We start from the raw sequence: 15,748 nt of genomic DNA, 5'->3' as shown, positions 1-15,748 counted from the left end.
CCGCTCAAGCGGGCAGGCGCCCCCTCACCACGTAGAAGAGAAAGGCAGCAACTCACCGTGATCGTCCGTTCGTTCAAGGAGATCGAGAACACCGACCGGCATGTGAAGTCGGCGACCGGCACCTGGGAGAGCAAGCGCATCGTCCTTGCCAAGGAGAAGGTCGGCTTCTCACTGCACGAGACGATCCTCTACGCGGGCACGGAGACCGACATGTGGTACGCCAACCACATCGAGGCCGTGCTGTGCGTCGAGGGCGAGGCCGAGCTCACCAACAAGGAGACCGGCGAGAAGCACTGGATCGAGCCGGGCACGATGTACCTCCTGAACGGCCATGAGCGCCACACCCTGCGCCCCAAGACCGACTTCCGCTGCGTGTGCGTGTTCAACCCTCCCGTGACCGGACGGGAGGACCACGACGAGAACGGCGTCTACCCGCTGCTGACCGAGGAGGCCTGACCCTTATGAGCACGGAGACACGTACCGACCTCTACCCGACCCGCGGCGTCTCCGAGGTGGCGACGCCCCGCGTCGACCCCGTCGTCTGGTCCCCGCCGGGCGCGCGCGGTCCGATCCGCCAGTCGGACCTCGAGGGCTTCGAGCGGGACGGCTTCCTCGCGATCGAGGAGCTGATCGGTCCGGACGAGATCGGCACGTACCAGGCCGAGTTGAACCGGCTGATCACGGATCCGGCGGTCAAGGCCGACGAGCGTTCCGTCGTCGAACCCACGTCGCAGGATGTGCGGTCCGTCTTCGAGGTCCACAGGATCAGCGAGGTGTTCGCGAAACTGGTGCACGACGAGCGGGTCGTGGGCCGGGCACGGCAGATCCTCGGCTCGGACGTGTACGTCCACCAGTCGCGGATCAACGTGAAGCCGGGCTTCGGGGCGAGTGGCTTCTACTGGCACTCGGACTTCGAGACCTGGCACGCGGAGGACGGCCTGCCGAACATGCGGACCGTGTCCGTCTCGATCGCGCTGACCGAGAACTACGACACCAACGGCGGCTTGATGATCATGCCGGGGTCGCACAGGACGTTCCTGGGCTGCGCGGGCGAGACGCCGCGGGACAACTACAAGAAGTCCCTCCAGATGCAGGACGCGGGCACGCCGTCGGACGAGGCGCTGACCAAGTTCGCCGACCGGCACGGCATCCGCCTGTTCACGGGCAGCGCGGGCTCGGCGACGTGGTTCGACTGCAACGCCATGCACGGCTCCGGGGACAACATCACCCCGTACCCGCGCTCGAACGTCTTCATCGTGTTCAACAGCGTGGAGAACGCCGCGGCGGAGCCGTTCGCGGCTCCGGTACGGCGGCCCGAGTTCATCGGTGCGCGGGACTTCACCCCGGTGAAATGACCCGCATACACGCACAGTCGGGGCGGCTCCCGGGCAGGGGCCGCCCCGACTCGCGTATGCGGAAGCGGTCAGGCGGAAGGGATCAGGCGGTGAGCGCCGGGTAGTCCGTGTAGCCCTTCGCGTCGCCGCCGAAGAACGTGGCCGGGTCCGGGGTGTTGTACGGACCCTGCGTCTTCAGGCGGGCGGGCAGGTCGGGATTGGCGAGGAACAGCGCCCCGAACGTGATGATGTCGGCGATGCCGTCCTCGATCACGGAGAGCTCGCCGTGCCCGGTGGGCCCGTCGCTGAGGACGTTGATGACGAAGGTGCCCGAGAACTGCTTGCGCAGCGCCAGCGTCAGCTCGCGGATGTCGGAGTTCTCAAGGACGTGCAGGTAGGAGATGCCGAGCGGCTCGATCTCCTTGACCAGCGCGGTGTACGTCGGCGCCGGGTCGTTCTCCTCGACGGAGTTGTACGGGTTCCCGGGCGAGATCCGCAGCCCGGTCCGCTCGGCACCGATCTCGGCGACGACGGCCTTGACGACCTCGACGGCGAAACGGACGCGGTTCTCCACGCTGCCGCCCCACTCGTCGTCACGCAGATTGGTGTTGGGCGCGAGGAACTGGTGGATGAGGTAGCCGTTGGCGCCGTGCAGCTCGACGCCGTCGAAGCCGGCCTCGATCGCGTTGCGGGCGGCGGTGGCGTAGTCGGCGATGGTGGCGCGGATTTCGTCGCCGGTCAGCGCCCGCGGCGTGGTGAAGTCCTTCATGCCCTCGTGCGTGAAGCCCTGGCCCGCCGGGGCGACCGGGGACGGGGCGACCGGGGTCTCCCCCTCGGGCAGCAGCACCGGGTGGCTGATCCGGCCCGCGTGCATGATCTGCGCGTAGATCGTGCCGCCCTTGGCGTGCACGGCGTCGGTGACCTTGCGCCAGGAGGCGATCTGCTCGTCGCTGTGCAGGCCCGGGGTCCATGCGTAGCCCTGCCCGACGGCGGACGGCTGGATGCCCTCCGTGATGATCAGGCCGGCCGAGGCGCGCTGCGCGTAGTACTCGGCGGTCAGGTCGGTGGCGGTGCCGCCCTCGCCGGCCCGGCTGCGGGTCATCGGGGCCATGGCGATGCGGTTGGCGAGCTGGACGCCGGAGAGGTCTATCGGATCGAAGGCGGTGGTCATGGCTACTCCATCCAAGGGCGGGCAAGGCAACGCCGACCAATATGTGGTCGGCCAAGTAATCGAGCCGTGTGCCACTGTAGCCCATTCATTGGCCGACCAAGGTAATCTCTGTGTGAAGAGACCGAACCCCCGTGGAGAGACCGGACTCCACGGCGAGGCCGGAACCGATCAGGAGCTGTCATGACGGACGAGCCACCTTGTAGTGAGCACCTGCCCGAGGCCGCCCGCTGCGGTCCCGTCAGCCATGCGCTCTCCCGCGTGGCACGGCTGCACCGGATCACCGCGGGCAAGCTGCTGCGCGGGCTGGGCCTCTATCCGGGGCAGGAGTTCCTGATGATGCACCTGTGGGACAAGGGGCCGGTGCGTCAGTCGGAGCTCATCAAGGCGGTCGACCTGGACCCGTCCACGGTGACGAAGATGCTCCAGCGACTCGAACAGGCCGGCCATGTACGCCGGTGCCCCGACCCGCGCGACCGGCGGGCCGTGCTCGTGGAGACGACGGACTCCAGCTGCGGCCTGCTCGGCGACGTGCAGCACAAGTGGGGCGACCTGGAGGACCACACGCTGCGCGGCCTCGACAAGGAGGAGCGGACCGAACTCCTGCGGCTGCTCGCCAAGGTCGAGGCGAACCTGTGCACGGATCCGGCGAGCTGCCCGGAGGCGGAACCGGTCGACGGATGATCTCGGCGTTACGGGCGGCGCCGCTCCGGCCCCCGCTGCGGATGGGCGGCGGGGGCCGGAGCGGCCCCGACGGGCAGGGGCCGGATCGGTCTGACGTCTGAAGCGCTCAGCCCGTGGGTTCAGCCGGAGAGCGCCTCAAGGAGCCGGTCGACGTCGGACTCCGTGTTGTACAGGTGGAAGGCCGCCCGCAGGTTGCCCGCGCGGTCGGAGACCTCGATGCCGGCCCGGCTCAGCTCCGGCTGCCGTACGCCGAGCCCAGGGACGGAGACCACGGGCGAACCCGGCGCGGGCACGGGCGCGTGGCCGAGCGTGGCCAGGCCCGCGCGGAAGCGGTCGGCCAGGGCGAGGTCGTGGGCGCGGATCGTGCCGACGCCGAGTTCCTCGACGAGCTCCAGGGAGTGCCGCGCGCCCGCGTACGAGAACAGACTGGGGCTCTCGTCGAACCGCCGTGCGGAGTGCGCGAGCTCCTCCACGGGCCCGTAGCAGCTGTCCCACGGGCGCTCGCCCGCGACCCAGCCCGCGAAGACCGCGCTGAGCGAGCCCAGGTCCTCGGGGACGACGAAGAAGGTCACGCCGCGCGGGCACAGGAGCCACTTGAAGGCGACGGCGGACGTGTAGTCCTGCGCGTCCGCGTCGACGGGAAGCCAGCCGGCCGCCTGGGAGCAGTCGATGTAGGTGCGGGCACCGTGGGCGCGGGCCGCGTCGCGGATCGCGGGCAGGTCGGCGACGCGTCCGTCGGCGGACTGGGCCGCGCTGACGGCGACCAGCGCCGTGCCGGGGCGCACGGCGTCGGCGATCCCTTCCAGGGGCGCGGTGCGGACCTTGAGGTCGCCGCGTACGTGGAAGGGGTTCACGGTGGAGCTGAAGTCGTCCTGCGCGGTGAGGACCTCGGCGCCCGACGGGAGCGAGGCGGCGATGACTCCGGTGTAGACGGCGACCGAGGCGCCGGCCGCCACCCGGTCGGCCGGCACGCCGGCGATCCGGGCGAAGGCGGCGCGGGCGGCCTCGACGTCCGCGAACATGTCGGCGGGCCGGCCGGCCGCGACGGAGGCGACCGCGTCGCTCATGGCCGCCACCGAGCGGGACGGGAGCAGCCCGGTGCTCGCGGTGTTCAGATAGGTGGTGACGGGTGCGAACTCGGCGCGCACGAGGGCGTGATCGAGAGTCTCCATGCGTCCACTGTGCCGCCTCGCCAACTATCGGTCCATTGCGAGTTGTTGAGCAGTACCCCTAAGCGCCTCTTATAAGTGCTGCTCCCGCGGTTGAGCGCTGCTCCCGCGGCGTGTGTCAGTTCTGCGGGACGGCGCATCCGTCCGGGCCGCACGCCTCGGCGTCGCCGCTGTCGATGACCTGGAGCGGCGAGCGGCTGTCCCACGCCTGCTCCAGGGCCTGGGCGAAGACCTCGGCGGGCTGGGCGCCGGAGACGCCGTACTTTCGGTCGAGGACGAAGAAGGGCACGCCGTTCGCGCCGAGCTCGGCGGCCTCGCGCTCGTCGGCGCGCACGTCGTCGGCGTACCGGGCGGGGTCGGCGAGGACGGCGCGGGCCTCGGCGGCGTCGAGACCGGCCTCGGCGGCGAGGCCGATCAGATGCTCGTCGGCGTCGGCGAAGACGGACCGCTCCTCGGCGAAGTTCGCCCGGTACAGGAGGCCGATCAACTCGTCCTGGCGACCCTGCTCCTTCGCGAAGTGGAGGAGGCGGTGCATGTCGAAGGTGTTGCCGTGGTCGCGGCCCTCGGTGAGGTAGGCGAGGCCCTCGGAGGCGGCGTTCTCGCCGAGGTTGCGCTCGGCGGCCTGCGCCTGGTCCTCGGTCATGCCGTACTTCTGCGCGAGCATCGGGATGACGAGTCCGCTGTCGCCCTTGGCGCGCGTCGGGTCGAGCTCGAAGGAGCGGTGGACCACCTCGACGCCGTCACGGTGCGGGAAGGCGGCCAGGGCCTTCTCGAAGCGGGCCTTGCCGACGTAGCACCAGGGGCAGGCTATGTCGGACCAGATCTCGACGCGCATGGGGGTCACTCCAGATTCGTACGGCGCAGGGGGTGCCCTGCGAGCCGTTTCAACACGCGCCTTCGGTGCCTCATTCCCCGGGCCGGGAGGTCAGGTGCAGCCGCATCCGCAGGTGGCTGCCGCCGTCGTCGCCGTATCCCTCGTCGGTCCAGCCCTGGCGGGCGTAGAACGCCTGGGCGCGCGCGTTGTCGCCGTGCACGTCGAGATACGCCTGCTCGACGCCGTCCGCGTGCCACTCCTCGACGCAGGCGGCGTGCAGCTCGGCGCCGACGCCGCGGCGCCAGAGGCCGGGGCTGACGTGGAACTGGAACAGCTTGACCACCTCCTTCGGCTCACCGTCGGGCGTGCGGAAGGAGGCGAGGCCGGCGAGCCCGCCCTCCCGTACGGAGACCAGGACGTGCGAGCGGGGGCGGCTGATCGTCTCCACCCATACCTGCTCCCAGTCGGTGCCGTCGTCCGGCAGACCGTCGGGGTAGTACGTGGCGCGGGCGCGCAGGTGCAGGGCGGCGATGGCCGGGGCGTCGGCAGGGACGGCTGTTCTGATCACGCCGGGAAAGACGTCCCCTCCGGCTCCCGGGTTCCCGCGCCCCCGGGTGTCCGGGGTGTCAGGAACCGTCGCGCAGTCCCTGCGGCCAGCTCGGGCGGAACTCGATGTCCTCGTACGTGACGACGCAGCCGTCGCCGACCGGGGCCTGCGCCATGAAGCCGACCAGAGCCGCGCCCGCGGACTCCTCGTCGCCCAGCGAGAAGATCCGGACGAAGGTCCACTTCTCGCCGTCCGGCGAGGCGTGGAAGGCGAACGCCGAACCGGTGCGGCTGATGCGCAGCCACACCGTGCTGCCGCCCACGACGAACGCGTTCGCGTCGTCGGAGCGGCCGCGCGTGACGACGGTGCACACGGTCGGCTCGTCGGGCGAGCGCTCCAGGCACAGCTTGGCCCACTCGCGCTCGCCGACGTGCAGATACAGCACGCCCGCGTCGAAGGCGGCGGTGAAGCCGACCGTGACCCGGGCGAGCAGCTGGAAGTCGCCCTTCGGCGCCCCGAGCAGGCGGGGCGCGTCGGACGCCGGGTCCAGGGCCGTGCCGGTGGGCGGCACGAAGCGGTCCTGGCGGGGTCCGGCCCAGCCGGTGAGCGCCCCGTCCTCGTACGACCAGTGCCCGTCGGGGCCGTAGGTGCGCAGCGGGAACGGGAGTTCGGGGAGTTCGATGTCCATCGGGTCAGTTTTCCAGGTGACGAGCGGCGGGCGGGTTCAGAGTTCCTGACGGCCTTCGTAGCGACGCGGCAGGCCCAGCGGGTTGTCGTCGCGCAGCTCCGGCGGCAGGAGCGCCTCGGGGGTGTTCTGGTACGCGACCGGGCGCAGCCAGCGCTCGACGGCGGTGCCGCCCACGGACGTCGAGGTGGACGTCGTGGCCGGGTACGGGCCGCCATGGTGCTGGGCAGGGGCGACGGCGACACCGGTGGGCCAGCCGTTGACCAGGACGCGGCCCGCGAGCGGGGTGAGCTCGGCGAGGATCTCGGCGCCACGTCCCTGGCCCGCGGCCTCGCCCTCGGACAGGTGGACGGTGGCCGAGAGGTTGCCGGGCAGCCGCGAGAGCACGGAGGTGACCTCGGCGTCGTCCTCGTAGCGGGCGACGACCGTGACCGGGCCGAAGCACTCCTCCAGAAGGAGGTCGTGATCACCGCCGTCGGTGGCCAGGCGCTGGGCGGGGACGGTGAGGAAGCCGGGGCTGACGGTGTGCTCGCTGCCCGCCCCCGGGGTCACGGGGGCGTCCACGCCGGGGAGCTCCGCGCGTTCGGCGACGCCCGCGACGAAGTTGTCGCGCATGCGGTGGTCGAGGAGCACGCCCGCGTCGGTGTCGCTGACGGCATCGGTGAGGGACTTGACGAGGCGGTCGCCGTCGGCGCCGTTGGGCGCGAAGACGAGGCCGGGCTTCACGCAGAACTGGCCGACGCCGAGCGTCATCGAGCCCGCGAGCCCGGCGCCGATCTGCTCGGCGCGCTCGGCCGCGGCCTCGGCCGTGATGACCACGGGGTTGAGGGAGCCGAGTTCGCCGTGGAAGGGGATCGGCACGGGGCGGGCGGCCGCCGCGTCGAAGAGGGCGCGTCCGCCCCGTACGGAACCGGTGAATCCGGCGGCCGAGACCAGCGGGTGCTTGACGAGCTCGACGCCCGCCTCGAACCCGTGGACCAGGCCGAGGACGCCCTCCGGGATGCCGTGCCGGGCCGCGGCCCTGCGCAGCACGGAGGCGACCAGTTCGGAGGTGGCGGGGTGGTCGGGGTGGGCCTTCACGACGACGGGGCAGCCCGCGGCGAGCGCGCTCGCGGTGTCGCCGCCTGGTACGGAGAAGGCGAACGGGAAGTTCGACGCCGAGTAGACGGCGACGACGCCCAGCGGCACCTTGTAGCGGCGCAGGTCCGGGATCGGCGGGGTCGCCGAGTCGTCGGGGTGGTCGATGACGATGCCCAGGAAGGCGCCCTCGTCGACGATGTCCGCGAAGGCGCGCAACTGGTAGCTGGTGCGGGCGAGTTCACCGGTGAGGCGGACGGGGCCGAGAGCGGTCTCCGCGTCCGCGGCCTCCACCAGGTGGTCCTTCGAGGCGTCGAGGAGCTCGGCGGCGCTGCGCAGGAAGGCGGCGCGCACGGTGCGGTCCGCGAGGGCGCCCGTGGCGGCGCGCGCTGCGCGGACCGCCTGGTCCACCTCTTCGGCTGTGGCTTCCACCGCAACCTGCTCCCGCCGCTTCCCGGTTCGGGGGTCGACACTCCAGACTGGTGCTGCTGCCACCGAGGGTTCCTCCCAGATCTGTGCCGCTCACCTGACGACGAACAGCAGCTGTTCGATATGCTGAACGCTGTCCCTGATGATGAATACGCTACGGACTCAGGACACTAATTCTCGTCGAACGAAGGGGTCAAGGGAATGTCGGCAGGTGAGACGGGCGGCGGGGCGCAGGTCAAGTCCGCGGTACGGACCGTGGAATTGCTCGAATACTTCGCGGGCCGGCCCGGTATGCACTCCCTGGCGGCCGTCCAGGAAGCGGTCGGCTACCCCAAATCCAGCCTCTATATGCTCCTTCGCACGCTCGTCGAGCTCGGCTGGGTGGAGACGGACGCGACGGGCACGCGGTACGGCATCGGCGTACGCGCCCTGCTCGTCGGTACGTCGTACATCGACGGCGACGAGGTGGTGGCCGCGGCCCGCCCCACCCTCGACCGGCTCTCCGACGACACCACGGAGACGATCCACCTGGCGCGCCTCGACGGCACGAACGTCGTCTATCTGGCCACGCGCCAGTCGCAGCACTATCTGCGGCCCTTCACCCGCGTCGGCCGCCGGCTGCCCGCGCACTCCACGTCCCTCGGCAAGGCGCTCCTCGCGACCCACACCGACGAGCAGGTCCGCAAGATGCTCCCCGAGACCCTCCCGGCGCTCACCGAGCACACCATCACCGACCGTGAGAAGCTCATCGAGGAGCTGCACGCGGTGCGCGAGCAGGGCATCGCGGTGGACCGCGAGGAGAACACGCTGGGCCTTCGCTGCTTCGGCGTCGCGATCCCGTACCGCACGCCGGCGCGCGACGCGATCAGCTGCTCGGTGCCGGTGGCGCGCCTGACCCCCGCGCACGAGCAGATGGTGAAGGACGCGCTGTTCGACGCCCGCGACCGGCTGACCCTGGCGACGCGCAGGCTCTGACGCGAGGGCCTTCCGGGGCGGCCCCGTCTCCCCCGTGCGGCGGAGGCGGATCGCCCGCCGGCAGGACGTGTGGCGGGGGTCGGGGCGGGAGCGTGGACGTATGACGCACACGCTCGTCTCCACTCCCCGTACCGCTCCCGGCTCCACGCCCCGCACCGACCGGCTCCGCCGGGTGCTGCGGGCGGTCGCCGTCGTGTCCTGCCTGCCCTATCTGGCCGTCAAGGCCGCCTGGATCGCGGGCAGCCACCTCGGAATCCCCGACGGCAGCCCCCTCCTCGGCCACCGCGCATCGATGATCGTGGCCAACAGCCTCAGCGCGCTGCTCGACAGCGCCGTGATCGTCCTCGCGCTGCTGCTGACCCGGCCGTGGGGTCGGCGCGCCCCGGCCTGGCTCCTCGTGTTCCCGATGTGGGTGGCGACCGGACTGCTCGCCCCGATCATGACCGGGTACCCGCTCCAGCTGCTGGTCAGGGCGTTCGGCGGCTCCGTGAACCACGGCGGGTCCAAGGGCGAACCCTTCCTCGACGAGTGGGTGTTCGGGGTCGTCTACACCGGCTTCATCCTCCAAGGGCTCACCCTCGGCGCCCTGTTCGCGCTGTACGCACGCGACCGCTGGGGCCACACGTGGCACGGCCCGGTCCGGGAGCTGCCGCGCCCCCCGGCCGACGCCGGCCGGCGGACCCTGGCCGTCGCCGCCGCGGTGCTCGCCCTGTTTCCCCTGGCCCTGCACGCGCTGTGGGCGTGCGGCGCGACCACGGGACTCAACACCGCCCGGATCGCGGACCGTTCAAGTGACTTCTACGTCCTGGAGGCGACGGACGTGGCCTTCCTGGCCGCCGCCGCGCTCGGCGCGCTGTCCCTCGTCTTCCGGCGCGGCGGCGGTCTGCCGGTGAAGCTGCCACTGGCCCTCGCGTGGCTCGGCTCCGGGGCCGTGGCCTGCTGGGGCGGCTGGCTCGCGCTCGCCTCCCTCGCCGGTGTCGACGACATCGCCCGGCGGCCGACACCGGCCATGAACCTCACCTACGCTGTCCAGATGATCGTCGGGATCCTGGTCGTCGCCGTCGGCGTCCGCTTCCTCGCGGGCCGCGCGGAGCGACGTACGGCGTCATGAGGGGTTTCTGGACCATATTGTTCGGGCGGCGGGCGCGCCGGCGGTGGATCCATCTGATCCTCGGCGGCGCACTCGCCATGCCGTACGTCCTGGTGGGTTCGGTCGTCATCGGACCGCTCACCGGCGTGAGCGACGTCTTCACCTCGCTGACGCTCCAACTCGGCTCGTTCGCCGTGGGGTTGCCGCTCGCCGCGGTCACCGCGCTGTTCCCGCTGACCCGGCCGATCTCGGTGGCGGCGGTGCGAGCGCTGTGCGGGGTGCCGGCCGACGCACTCGCCGACGGGCCGCCCCGGAGCCGCGCCGCGCGGGGGCGGACCGTCGCCTGGTTCACGCTGCACCTCGGGTTCGGCGGGGTGCTCAGCGGGATGACGCTCGCGCTGCCCCCGTTCGCGGTGACGCTGATGGCGCTTCCCCTGTTCGCCGGGCTACGCGACTCGGCCCTCGCGCTGCCCGAAGTCCTGCACCACACCTGGGCGTTGGCGCTCGCCCCTGTCGCGGGCGCGGCGATGCTCGTGGCGCTCGCGGGCTGCGCCGCGGTGGCCGGCGCCCTCCTGGCGCGGTGGGCTCCGGTGCTCCTCGGGCCGACCCCGGCGGACCGGCTCGCCGCAGCCGAGCGCCGCGCCGCCGACCTCGCCGTACGCAACCGGCTCGCGCGCGAGCTGCACGACTCGGTGGGCCACGCCCTGAGCGCGGTCACCCTCCAGGCGAGCGCGGCCCGCCGGGTCCTCGACCACGACCCGGAGTTCGTCCGTGAGGCCCTCGCGGCGATCGAGGACACCACGCGGCGCACGGTGGGTGAACTCGACGCCGTACTGGGCGTGTTGCGGGAGGCGGGCGACCCCGCGTCCACGGCGCCCGCGCCGACCCTCGCCGCCGATCTGGACGGGCTGCTGAGCCGCACGCGGGCCGGCGGCCTGCGCGTACGGGTGGATGCCGTGGCCCTCGACCCGGCCGCGCTGCCGCCGCTGGTGTCCCGCGAGGCGTACCGGATCGTGCAGGAGGTGCTGAGCAACGCGCTGCGGCACGCGGGCACGTCCCTCACGCTGCGTCTCGCGCGCGACGGCGACGACCTGCTGATCACCGCCGAGAACCCGCTGCCGCCGCACCCGCCGCGCACCCGCCCCGGCGGCGGCCACGGGCTGCGCGGCATCGCGGACCGCGCCCGGCTGCTGGGCGGCACCACCGAGGCGGGTCCTGGGCACGGGTCCTGGCGCGTGACCGTACGGCTGCCCCTGAAGGCGAGCGCATGACATGAGAGGAACCTCCCCATGAGCGCGATCCGTGTCGTCCTCGCCGACGACGAGCGCATGGTGCGCACCGCCCTGCGCGCCATCCTGTCCGCCGAGGACGGCATCGAGGTCGTGGGCGAGGCCGCGACCGGCGCCGAGGCGGTGTCCGTGGTGCGCGAGCTGGCGCCCGACGTGGTCCTCATGGACGTCCGGATGCCGGAGGTCGACGGCATCCGCGCCACGGAACAGATCCTCGGGTCGACGGCCGCGCCCCCGCGCATCGTCGTGGTCACCACCTTCGAGAACGACGCGTACGTGTACGAGGCGCTGCGCGCCGGGGCCGCGGGGTTCCTCCTCAAACGCGCCGAGGCGGACGCGCTCGTGCAGGCGGTGCGCCTGGTCGCACACACGGACTCCCTGCTGTTCCCCGCGGCCGTGCGCGCCCTCGCCGCGGAGTACGGGCGCGCCGAGCCCTCGGCGGCCGCGTGGGTGGCGCGGCTCACGGGCCGTGAGAGCGAGGTACTGCGGCACATGGCCGCGGGCCTGACCAACGCGGAGATCGCGCGGCGGATGGGGGTGGGCCCCGCCACGGTGAAGACGCATGTGGCGGCGGTCCTCGCGAAGACCGGGGCCCGGGACCGTACACAGGCCGTGATCGCGGCGTACGAGGGCGGCTTCATGAAGGCGTGAGCCTCATGGCGACGGGCGTCTCCGGCCGGGGCGTGACGCGGATCTCTTGATGAGGATTCACTGAGAAACCGGGCCGGAACGGAACGATTCGCTCTCGTCCGCTCGTCTTCTGTGCGGGATGAACAAGACGATCAGACGCGCCTCGGTCTTCTGTCTGCTCCTCGTGCTCGCTCTGCTGGTGAGGGCGACGTGGGTGCAGTTCTACGACGGCCGGGCCCTCGCGGACAACAAGAACAACCGGCGGAACGTGATGGAGCAGTACGCGTATCCCCTGGGCGACATCATCGTGGGCGGCGAGGCGGTCACCGGTTCGAAGAGAACGGGCGACGGCAGCGACCTCGCGTACAAGCGCACGTACAAGGACGGCGATCTCTATGCGGGTGTGACGGGCTTCAGCTCGCAGGTGTACGGCCAGACGCAGCTCGAGGGCATCTACCAGGACATCCTCGACGGGACGGACACCCGGCTCAAGAACCCCGTCGACGCGGTCACCGGCAAGCACACCGAGCCGGGTGACGTGGTCACGACCATCGACCCGTCGGTGCAGAAGGCCGCGTACCGCGCGCTCGGCGAGAAGAAGGGCGCGGCCGTCGCGATCGACCCGAAGACCGGGAAGGTGCTCGGCCTCGTCTCGACGCCGTCGTTCGACCCGTCGAAGATCAGCGGATCGGACTCGTCCACGGACGGCAAGGCGTGGACGGCGCTGTCGAAGGACAAGGACCAGCCGACGCTGAACCGAGCGATCAAGCAGGCACTGCCGCCCGGATCCACGTTCAAGCTGGTCGTCGCGGCGGCCGCGCTGGAGGACGGGCTCTACTCGTCGGTGGACGCGAAGACCGACAGCCCGAATCCGTTCCGCCTGCCGGGCACGACCACCGACCTGAAGAACGAGAGCGCGTCCGCGCCCTGCAAGGACGCCTCGATCCGTACGGCGCTGCAGTACTCCTGCAACAACGTCTTCGGGAAGATCGCCGTCGACCTGGGCCAGGACAAGGTCAGGGCGATGGCCGAGAAGTTCGGCTTCAACGACGCCGCGCAGGACATGCCGGTCCGGGCCTCGCAGAGCGTGTACCCGAAGGACATGGACAAGGCGCAGACGGGCCTGTCGGGCATCGGACAGTTCGATGTGACGGCGACGCCGCTGCAGATGGCGATGGTCTCGGCGACGATCGCCAACGGCGGCGAGCAGGCATCCCCGCACATGGTCTCGCAGGTCACGGACGCCGACGGCAACGCGATCAAGAGCTTCGCCGACGGTGACGACACGCGCGTGGTCAGCTCGTCGACGGCCTCGCAGCTCCAGTCGGCGATGGAGACGGTCGTGAACCAGGGCACCGGTACGAACGCGCAGATCGCGGGCGCGACGGTGGGCGGCAAGACGGGCACGGCCCAGCACGGCGAGAACAACAGCAAGACGCCGTACGCCTGGTTCACGTCGTACGCGAAGGACGACTCCACCGGCAAGGAGGTCGCGGTGGCGGTCGTGGTGGAACAGTCGGACGCGGCCCGCTCGGAGGTGAGCGGCAACGGTCTGGCGGCGCCGATCGCGAAGGCGATGATGTCGGCGGCGCTCAAGGGATAGACGGGCTCGGCGAGGGGCCGGAACCGGCGTTCCGGCCCCTCGTCATGAAGCCCTAGCGGCGCCGGCCGCGTACCGCCCAGGCGGTCACCGGCGGCACCAGTGCTCCCGCCGGCAGGCCCACCGCGAGACCGACGCCGAAGCCGGTACCGGTGCTGGCCGCCACCACGACAGCGGCGACGAGGACCAGGGCGCCACCCATGAGTACGCAGCCGCGCCGGCGCCCCGGGAACGTGGGGCGCCGCGGGACCGGCGGCGGTTCGGGCGGCGCGGGTGCCGGGCCGGCGCCGACCTCCTTCTCCCGCTTGAACCACGCGTACACGACCCAGCTGCCGCACGGCTCCCAGCCGTCGCGCACGAGCCGCTCGTCGAGGCGTTCACCGCCCCCGCTGATCAGCTCGCGCCGGTACTCCCAGCGTCGCGGCCGCTCCGGGTCACGGTGGCTGACGAAGCGGCCGAGCGGGTCGACCCGCTCGACCTCCCAGCCCTCGTCGCCGAAGCGGTTCAGGAGGTGCTCGTCGACATACGTGTCGGCGAGCCAGCGCCAGGTCTCCAGGTGCTCGTCGGCTGCGGACGCCCCGCGCGGGGCGAGGCGCCGGGCGAACGCGTCGACCGGACCGAACGCGTCCTGCGGGTCCGCTCCCCCGGCCTGCGCCAGATACGCCGCGAGATCGGCGACCGTGGCGGCGACATGGTCCGGCGGAAGCCCGTGCGCCTCGCGCAGCAGCTCCGCGAGGCGGTCGAGATAGCCGGTCATCGCACCACGGTAGATCACCGGATCCCGCCTACCTGACGCCGAGCAGTTGCTCCAAGGGGTCGATCGCGAAGTACACGAGGAAGAGGGCGGAGGCGCCCCAGAGCAGCCAGTGCACCTCACGCGCCTTGCCGACGACGGTCTTGATGACGACGTACGCAAGGAAGCCGACGCCGATACCGTTCGTGATCGAGTACGTGAACGGCATCACGGCGATGGTCAGGAACGCCGGCACCGCGATGTCGTAGCGGTCCCAGTCGATGTGCTTGACCTGCGTCATCATCAGGAAGCCGACCGCGACGAGGGCGGGGGCCGCGGCCTGGAGCGGCACGATGGTCAGGAGCGGGGACAGGAAGAGGGCGAGCGCGAAGAGGCCGCCCGTGACGAGGTTGGCGAATCCGGTGCGTGCGCCCTCGCCGACACCGGCCGCGGACTCGATGTAGGTGGTCGAGGAGGAGGCGGAGGCCGCGCCGCCCGCGACGGCGGCGGCACCGTCGATGAGCAGCACCCGCCCCAGATTGGGTACTTGACCCTTCTCGTCCAGCAGCCCGGCTTCGGCGGTGATACCCACCACCGTGCCCATCGTGTCGAAGAAGTCCGACAGGATGAGGGTGAAGACGAGCAGGATCACGGTGAGCGCGCCGGTTCTGCCGAACGCGCCCAAGAGGCTGAAGTCGCCGAGCAGCCCGAAGTCGGGCGCGGCGAACACGTCGTCCGGGATCTCGGGCGTGGTCAGGCCCCAACTCTTCACATCGGCGGCTGAGTTGATGATGACGGACACGACCGTCATCACGACGATGCTGATGAGGATGGCGCCCTTCACCTTGCGCGCGAGCAGGCCGATGGTCAGCAGCACGCCGAGACAGAAGACGAGGACGGGCCAGCCGGAGAGGGTGCCCGTGCCGCCGAGCTGCACCGGCACGGTGGACCGCGCGATGTCCGGGATCCTGGTCACGAACCCGGCGTCGACGAAGCCGATGAAGGCGATGAACAGTCCGATGCCGACGCTGATGGCCTGTTTCAGCGGCTGGGGTATCGCGCGCATGACCGCCTCGCGCAGCCCGGTGACGACAAGGACGCAGATCAGCAGGCCCTCCAGGACGATGAGCCCCATCGCGTCCGGCCAGCTCATCAGCGGGGCTATCTGGAAGGCGACGACGGCGTTGAGGCCGAGGCCCGCCGCGAGGGCGAGCGGCAGATTGCCGCCGACGCCCATGATGACGGTCATCACGGCGGCCACGAGGGCGGTGGCGGTGACGAGTTCGGCCCCGTCGAGCTGGTGCCCGAACTTGTCCTTCGCGCTACCCAGGATGATCGGGTTCAGGACGAGGATGTAGGCCATGGTGAAGAACGTGGCGAATCCGCCGCGCACTTCGCGGGAGTACGTGGATCCACGCGCGGTGATGCGGAAGTAACGGTCCAACGGGGCGAGCATGACGGGCTCCTCGGGTCAGCCGTGCCAAGTGGTGGCTGGATTGTTCCCCCGAGGAGCCCGTTTCAGGT

Annotated in this window: 16 protein-coding genes; 8 read left to right on the top strand and 8 right to left on the bottom strand. The window is 71.4% G+C overall.

Features of this window, described 5'->3' with window-relative positions:
* Positions 1–57: 57 nt before the first annotated feature.
* Together OG758_RS35445 and thpD are read left to right on the top strand one after the other, a co-directional pair.
* Positions 58–456 carry an ectoine synthase gene (locus OG758_RS35445; protein ID WP_100592467.1) on the top strand — a complete coding sequence of 133 codons (399 nt, stop codon included), beginning with the start codon at positions 58–60 and terminating at the stop codon, positions 454–456.
* Between the two features lie 5 nt (positions 457–461).
* Positions 462–1,355, top strand: coding sequence for an ectoine hydroxylase (gene thpD, locus OG758_RS35440; protein ID WP_326713643.1), 894 nt, complete (start codon positions 462–464; stop codon positions 1,353–1,355).
* An 82-nt stretch (positions 1,356–1,437) separates the two neighbouring features.
* Here thpD and OG758_RS35435 read toward each other — a convergent pair whose 3' ends face one another.
* Positions 1,438–2,505: an alkene reductase gene (locus tag OG758_RS35435; protein WP_326713642.1), complete on the bottom strand. Its 1,068-nt coding sequence runs from the start codon at positions 2,503–2,505 to the stop codon at positions 1,438–1,440.
* Between the two features lie 180 nt (positions 2,506–2,685).
* Between OG758_RS35435 and OG758_RS35430 the strand changes: the two genes are divergently transcribed.
* On the top strand, positions 2,686–3,186 hold the full coding sequence (locus OG758_RS35430; protein WP_326713641.1) for a MarR family winged helix-turn-helix transcriptional regulator: 501 nt from the start codon (positions 2,686–2,688) through the stop codon (positions 3,184–3,186).
* 119 nt (positions 3,187–3,305) lie between these two features.
* On the opposite strand, the gene OG758_RS35425 is transcribed toward OG758_RS35430, so the two are convergent.
* The 5 genes from OG758_RS35425 to OG758_RS35405 all read right to left on the bottom strand — a co-directional run bounded on the left by OG758_RS35425 (position 3,306) and on the right by OG758_RS35405 (position 7,973).
* Entirely contained in the window at positions 3,306–4,358 is a 1,053-nt protein-coding gene (locus tag OG758_RS35425) for an aminotransferase class V-fold PLP-dependent enzyme (RefSeq protein WP_326713640.1), read from the bottom strand.
* A gap of 115 nt (positions 4,359–4,473) precedes the next feature.
* Positions 4,474–5,190: a DsbA family oxidoreductase gene (locus tag OG758_RS35420; protein ID WP_326713639.1), complete on the bottom strand. Its 717-nt coding sequence runs from the start codon at positions 5,188–5,190 to the stop codon at positions 4,474–4,476.
* Positions 5,191–5,260: 70 nt separating this feature from the next.
* On the bottom strand, positions 5,261–5,737 hold the full coding sequence (locus OG758_RS35415) for a GNAT family N-acetyltransferase (protein ID WP_326713638.1): 477 nt from the start codon (positions 5,735–5,737) through the stop codon (positions 5,261–5,263).
* Between the two features lie 58 nt (positions 5,738–5,795).
* The gene (locus OG758_RS35410; protein WP_266565699.1) at positions 5,796–6,404 is read right to left on the bottom strand and encodes a DUF1349 domain-containing protein; all 609 of its coding nucleotides are present in this window, start codon (positions 6,402–6,404) and stop codon (positions 5,796–5,798) included.
* Between the two features lie 36 nt (positions 6,405–6,440).
* Positions 6,441–7,973 (bottom strand): aldehyde dehydrogenase (NADP(+)), encoded by a 1,533-nt coding sequence (locus OG758_RS35405; protein WP_326713637.1) that lies wholly within the window; start codon positions 7,971–7,973, stop codon positions 6,441–6,443.
* 135 nt (positions 7,974–8,108) lie between these two features.
* On the opposite strand from OG758_RS35405, the gene OG758_RS35400 reads away from it, so the two are divergent.
* The 5 genes from OG758_RS35400 (at position 8,109) to OG758_RS35380 (ending at position 13,494) form a co-directional block, all read left to right on the top strand.
* The gene (locus OG758_RS35400) at positions 8,109–8,882 is read left to right on the top strand and encodes an IclR family transcriptional regulator (RefSeq protein ID WP_116502788.1); all 774 of its coding nucleotides are present in this window, start codon (positions 8,109–8,111) and stop codon (positions 8,880–8,882) included.
* A 100-nt stretch (positions 8,883–8,982) separates the two neighbouring features.
* Positions 8,983–9,993, top strand: a complete 1,011-nt coding sequence (locus OG758_RS35395) for a hypothetical protein (protein ID WP_326713636.1) — start codon at positions 8,983–8,985, stop codon at positions 9,991–9,993.
* A complete protein-coding gene (locus OG758_RS35390; RefSeq protein ID WP_326713635.1) occupies positions 9,990–11,243 on the top strand; it encodes a sensor histidine kinase in 1,254 nt (417 codons plus the stop codon). Before OG758_RS35395 ends, OG758_RS35390 begins: the two co-directional genes overlap by 4 nt.
* Positions 11,244–11,261: 18 nt before the next feature.
* On the top strand, positions 11,262–11,912 hold the full coding sequence (locus OG758_RS35385) for a response regulator transcription factor (protein WP_326713634.1): 651 nt from the start codon (positions 11,262–11,264) through the stop codon (positions 11,910–11,912).
* Between the two features lie 118 nt (positions 11,913–12,030).
* On the top strand, positions 12,031–13,494 hold the full coding sequence (locus OG758_RS35380; protein ID WP_326713633.1) for a peptidoglycan D,D-transpeptidase FtsI family protein: 1,464 nt from the start codon (positions 12,031–12,033) through the stop codon (positions 13,492–13,494).
* A 52-nt stretch (positions 13,495–13,546) separates the two neighbouring features.
* Here OG758_RS35380 and OG758_RS35375 read toward each other — a convergent pair whose 3' ends face one another.
* Positions 13,547–14,248 carry a hypothetical protein gene (locus OG758_RS35375; protein ID WP_326713632.1) on the bottom strand — a complete coding sequence of 234 codons (702 nt, stop codon included), beginning with the start codon at positions 14,246–14,248 and terminating at the stop codon, positions 13,547–13,549.
* Positions 14,249–14,276: 28 nt separating this feature from the next.
* Positions 14,277–15,680, bottom strand: coding sequence for an NCS2 family permease (locus OG758_RS35370; RefSeq protein ID WP_326713631.1), 1,404 nt, complete (start codon positions 15,678–15,680; stop codon positions 14,277–14,279).
* Positions 15,681–15,748: the final 68 nt, after the last annotated feature.

It is taken from the genome of Streptomyces sp. NBC_01474 (assembly GCF_035918215.1).
GTDB classification, from domain to species: Bacteria; Actinomycetota; Actinomycetes; order Streptomycetales; family Streptomycetaceae; genus Streptomyces; species Streptomyces aureus.
The sequence above is the reverse complement of the archived record's forward strand: the minus strand, read 5'-3'. Positions and strand labels throughout refer to the sequence as shown.

Bases quoted from the DNA above. Each gene is read 5' to 3' on its own strand.
- thpD (WP_326713643.1), top strand. From the start codon at position 462: ATGAGCACGGAGACACGTACCGACCTCTACCCGACCCGCGGCGTCTCC.
- OG758_RS35435 (WP_326713642.1), bottom strand. From the start codon at position 2,505: ATGACCACCGCCTTCGATCCGATAGACCTCTCCGGCGTCCAGCTCGCC.
- OG758_RS35430 (WP_326713641.1), top strand. From the start codon at position 2,686: ATGACGGACGAGCCACCTTGTAGTGAGCACCTGCCCGAGGCCGCCCGC.
- OG758_RS35425 (WP_326713640.1), bottom strand. From the start codon at position 4,358: ATGGAGACTCTCGATCACGCCCTCGTGCGCGCCGAGTTCGCACCCGTC.
- OG758_RS35420 (WP_326713639.1), bottom strand. From the start codon at position 5,190: ATGCGCGTCGAGATCTGGTCCGACATAGCCTGCCCCTGGTGCTACGTC.
- OG758_RS35410 (WP_266565699.1), bottom strand. From the start codon at position 6,404: ATGGACATCGAACTCCCCGAACTCCCGTTCCCGCTGCGCACCTACGGC.
- OG758_RS35400 (WP_116502788.1), top strand. From the start codon at position 8,109: ATGTCGGCAGGTGAGACGGGCGGCGGGGCGCAGGTCAAGTCCGCGGTA.
- OG758_RS35395 (WP_326713636.1), top strand. From the start codon at position 8,983: ATGACGCACACGCTCGTCTCCACTCCCCGTACCGCTCCCGGCTCCACG.
- OG758_RS35390 (WP_326713635.1), top strand. From the start codon at position 9,990: ATGAGGGGTTTCTGGACCATATTGTTCGGGCGGCGGGCGCGCCGGCGG.
- OG758_RS35385 (WP_326713634.1), top strand. From the start codon at position 11,262: ATGAGCGCGATCCGTGTCGTCCTCGCCGACGACGAGCGCATGGTGCGC.
- OG758_RS35380 (WP_326713633.1), top strand. From the start codon at position 12,031: ATGAACAAGACGATCAGACGCGCCTCGGTCTTCTGTCTGCTCCTCGTG.
- OG758_RS35375 (WP_326713632.1), bottom strand. From the start codon at position 14,248: ATGACCGGCTATCTCGACCGCCTCGCGGAGCTGCTGCGCGAGGCGCAC.
- OG758_RS35370 (WP_326713631.1), bottom strand. From the start codon at position 15,680: ATGCTCGCCCCGTTGGACCGTTACTTCCGCATCACCGCGCGTGGATCC.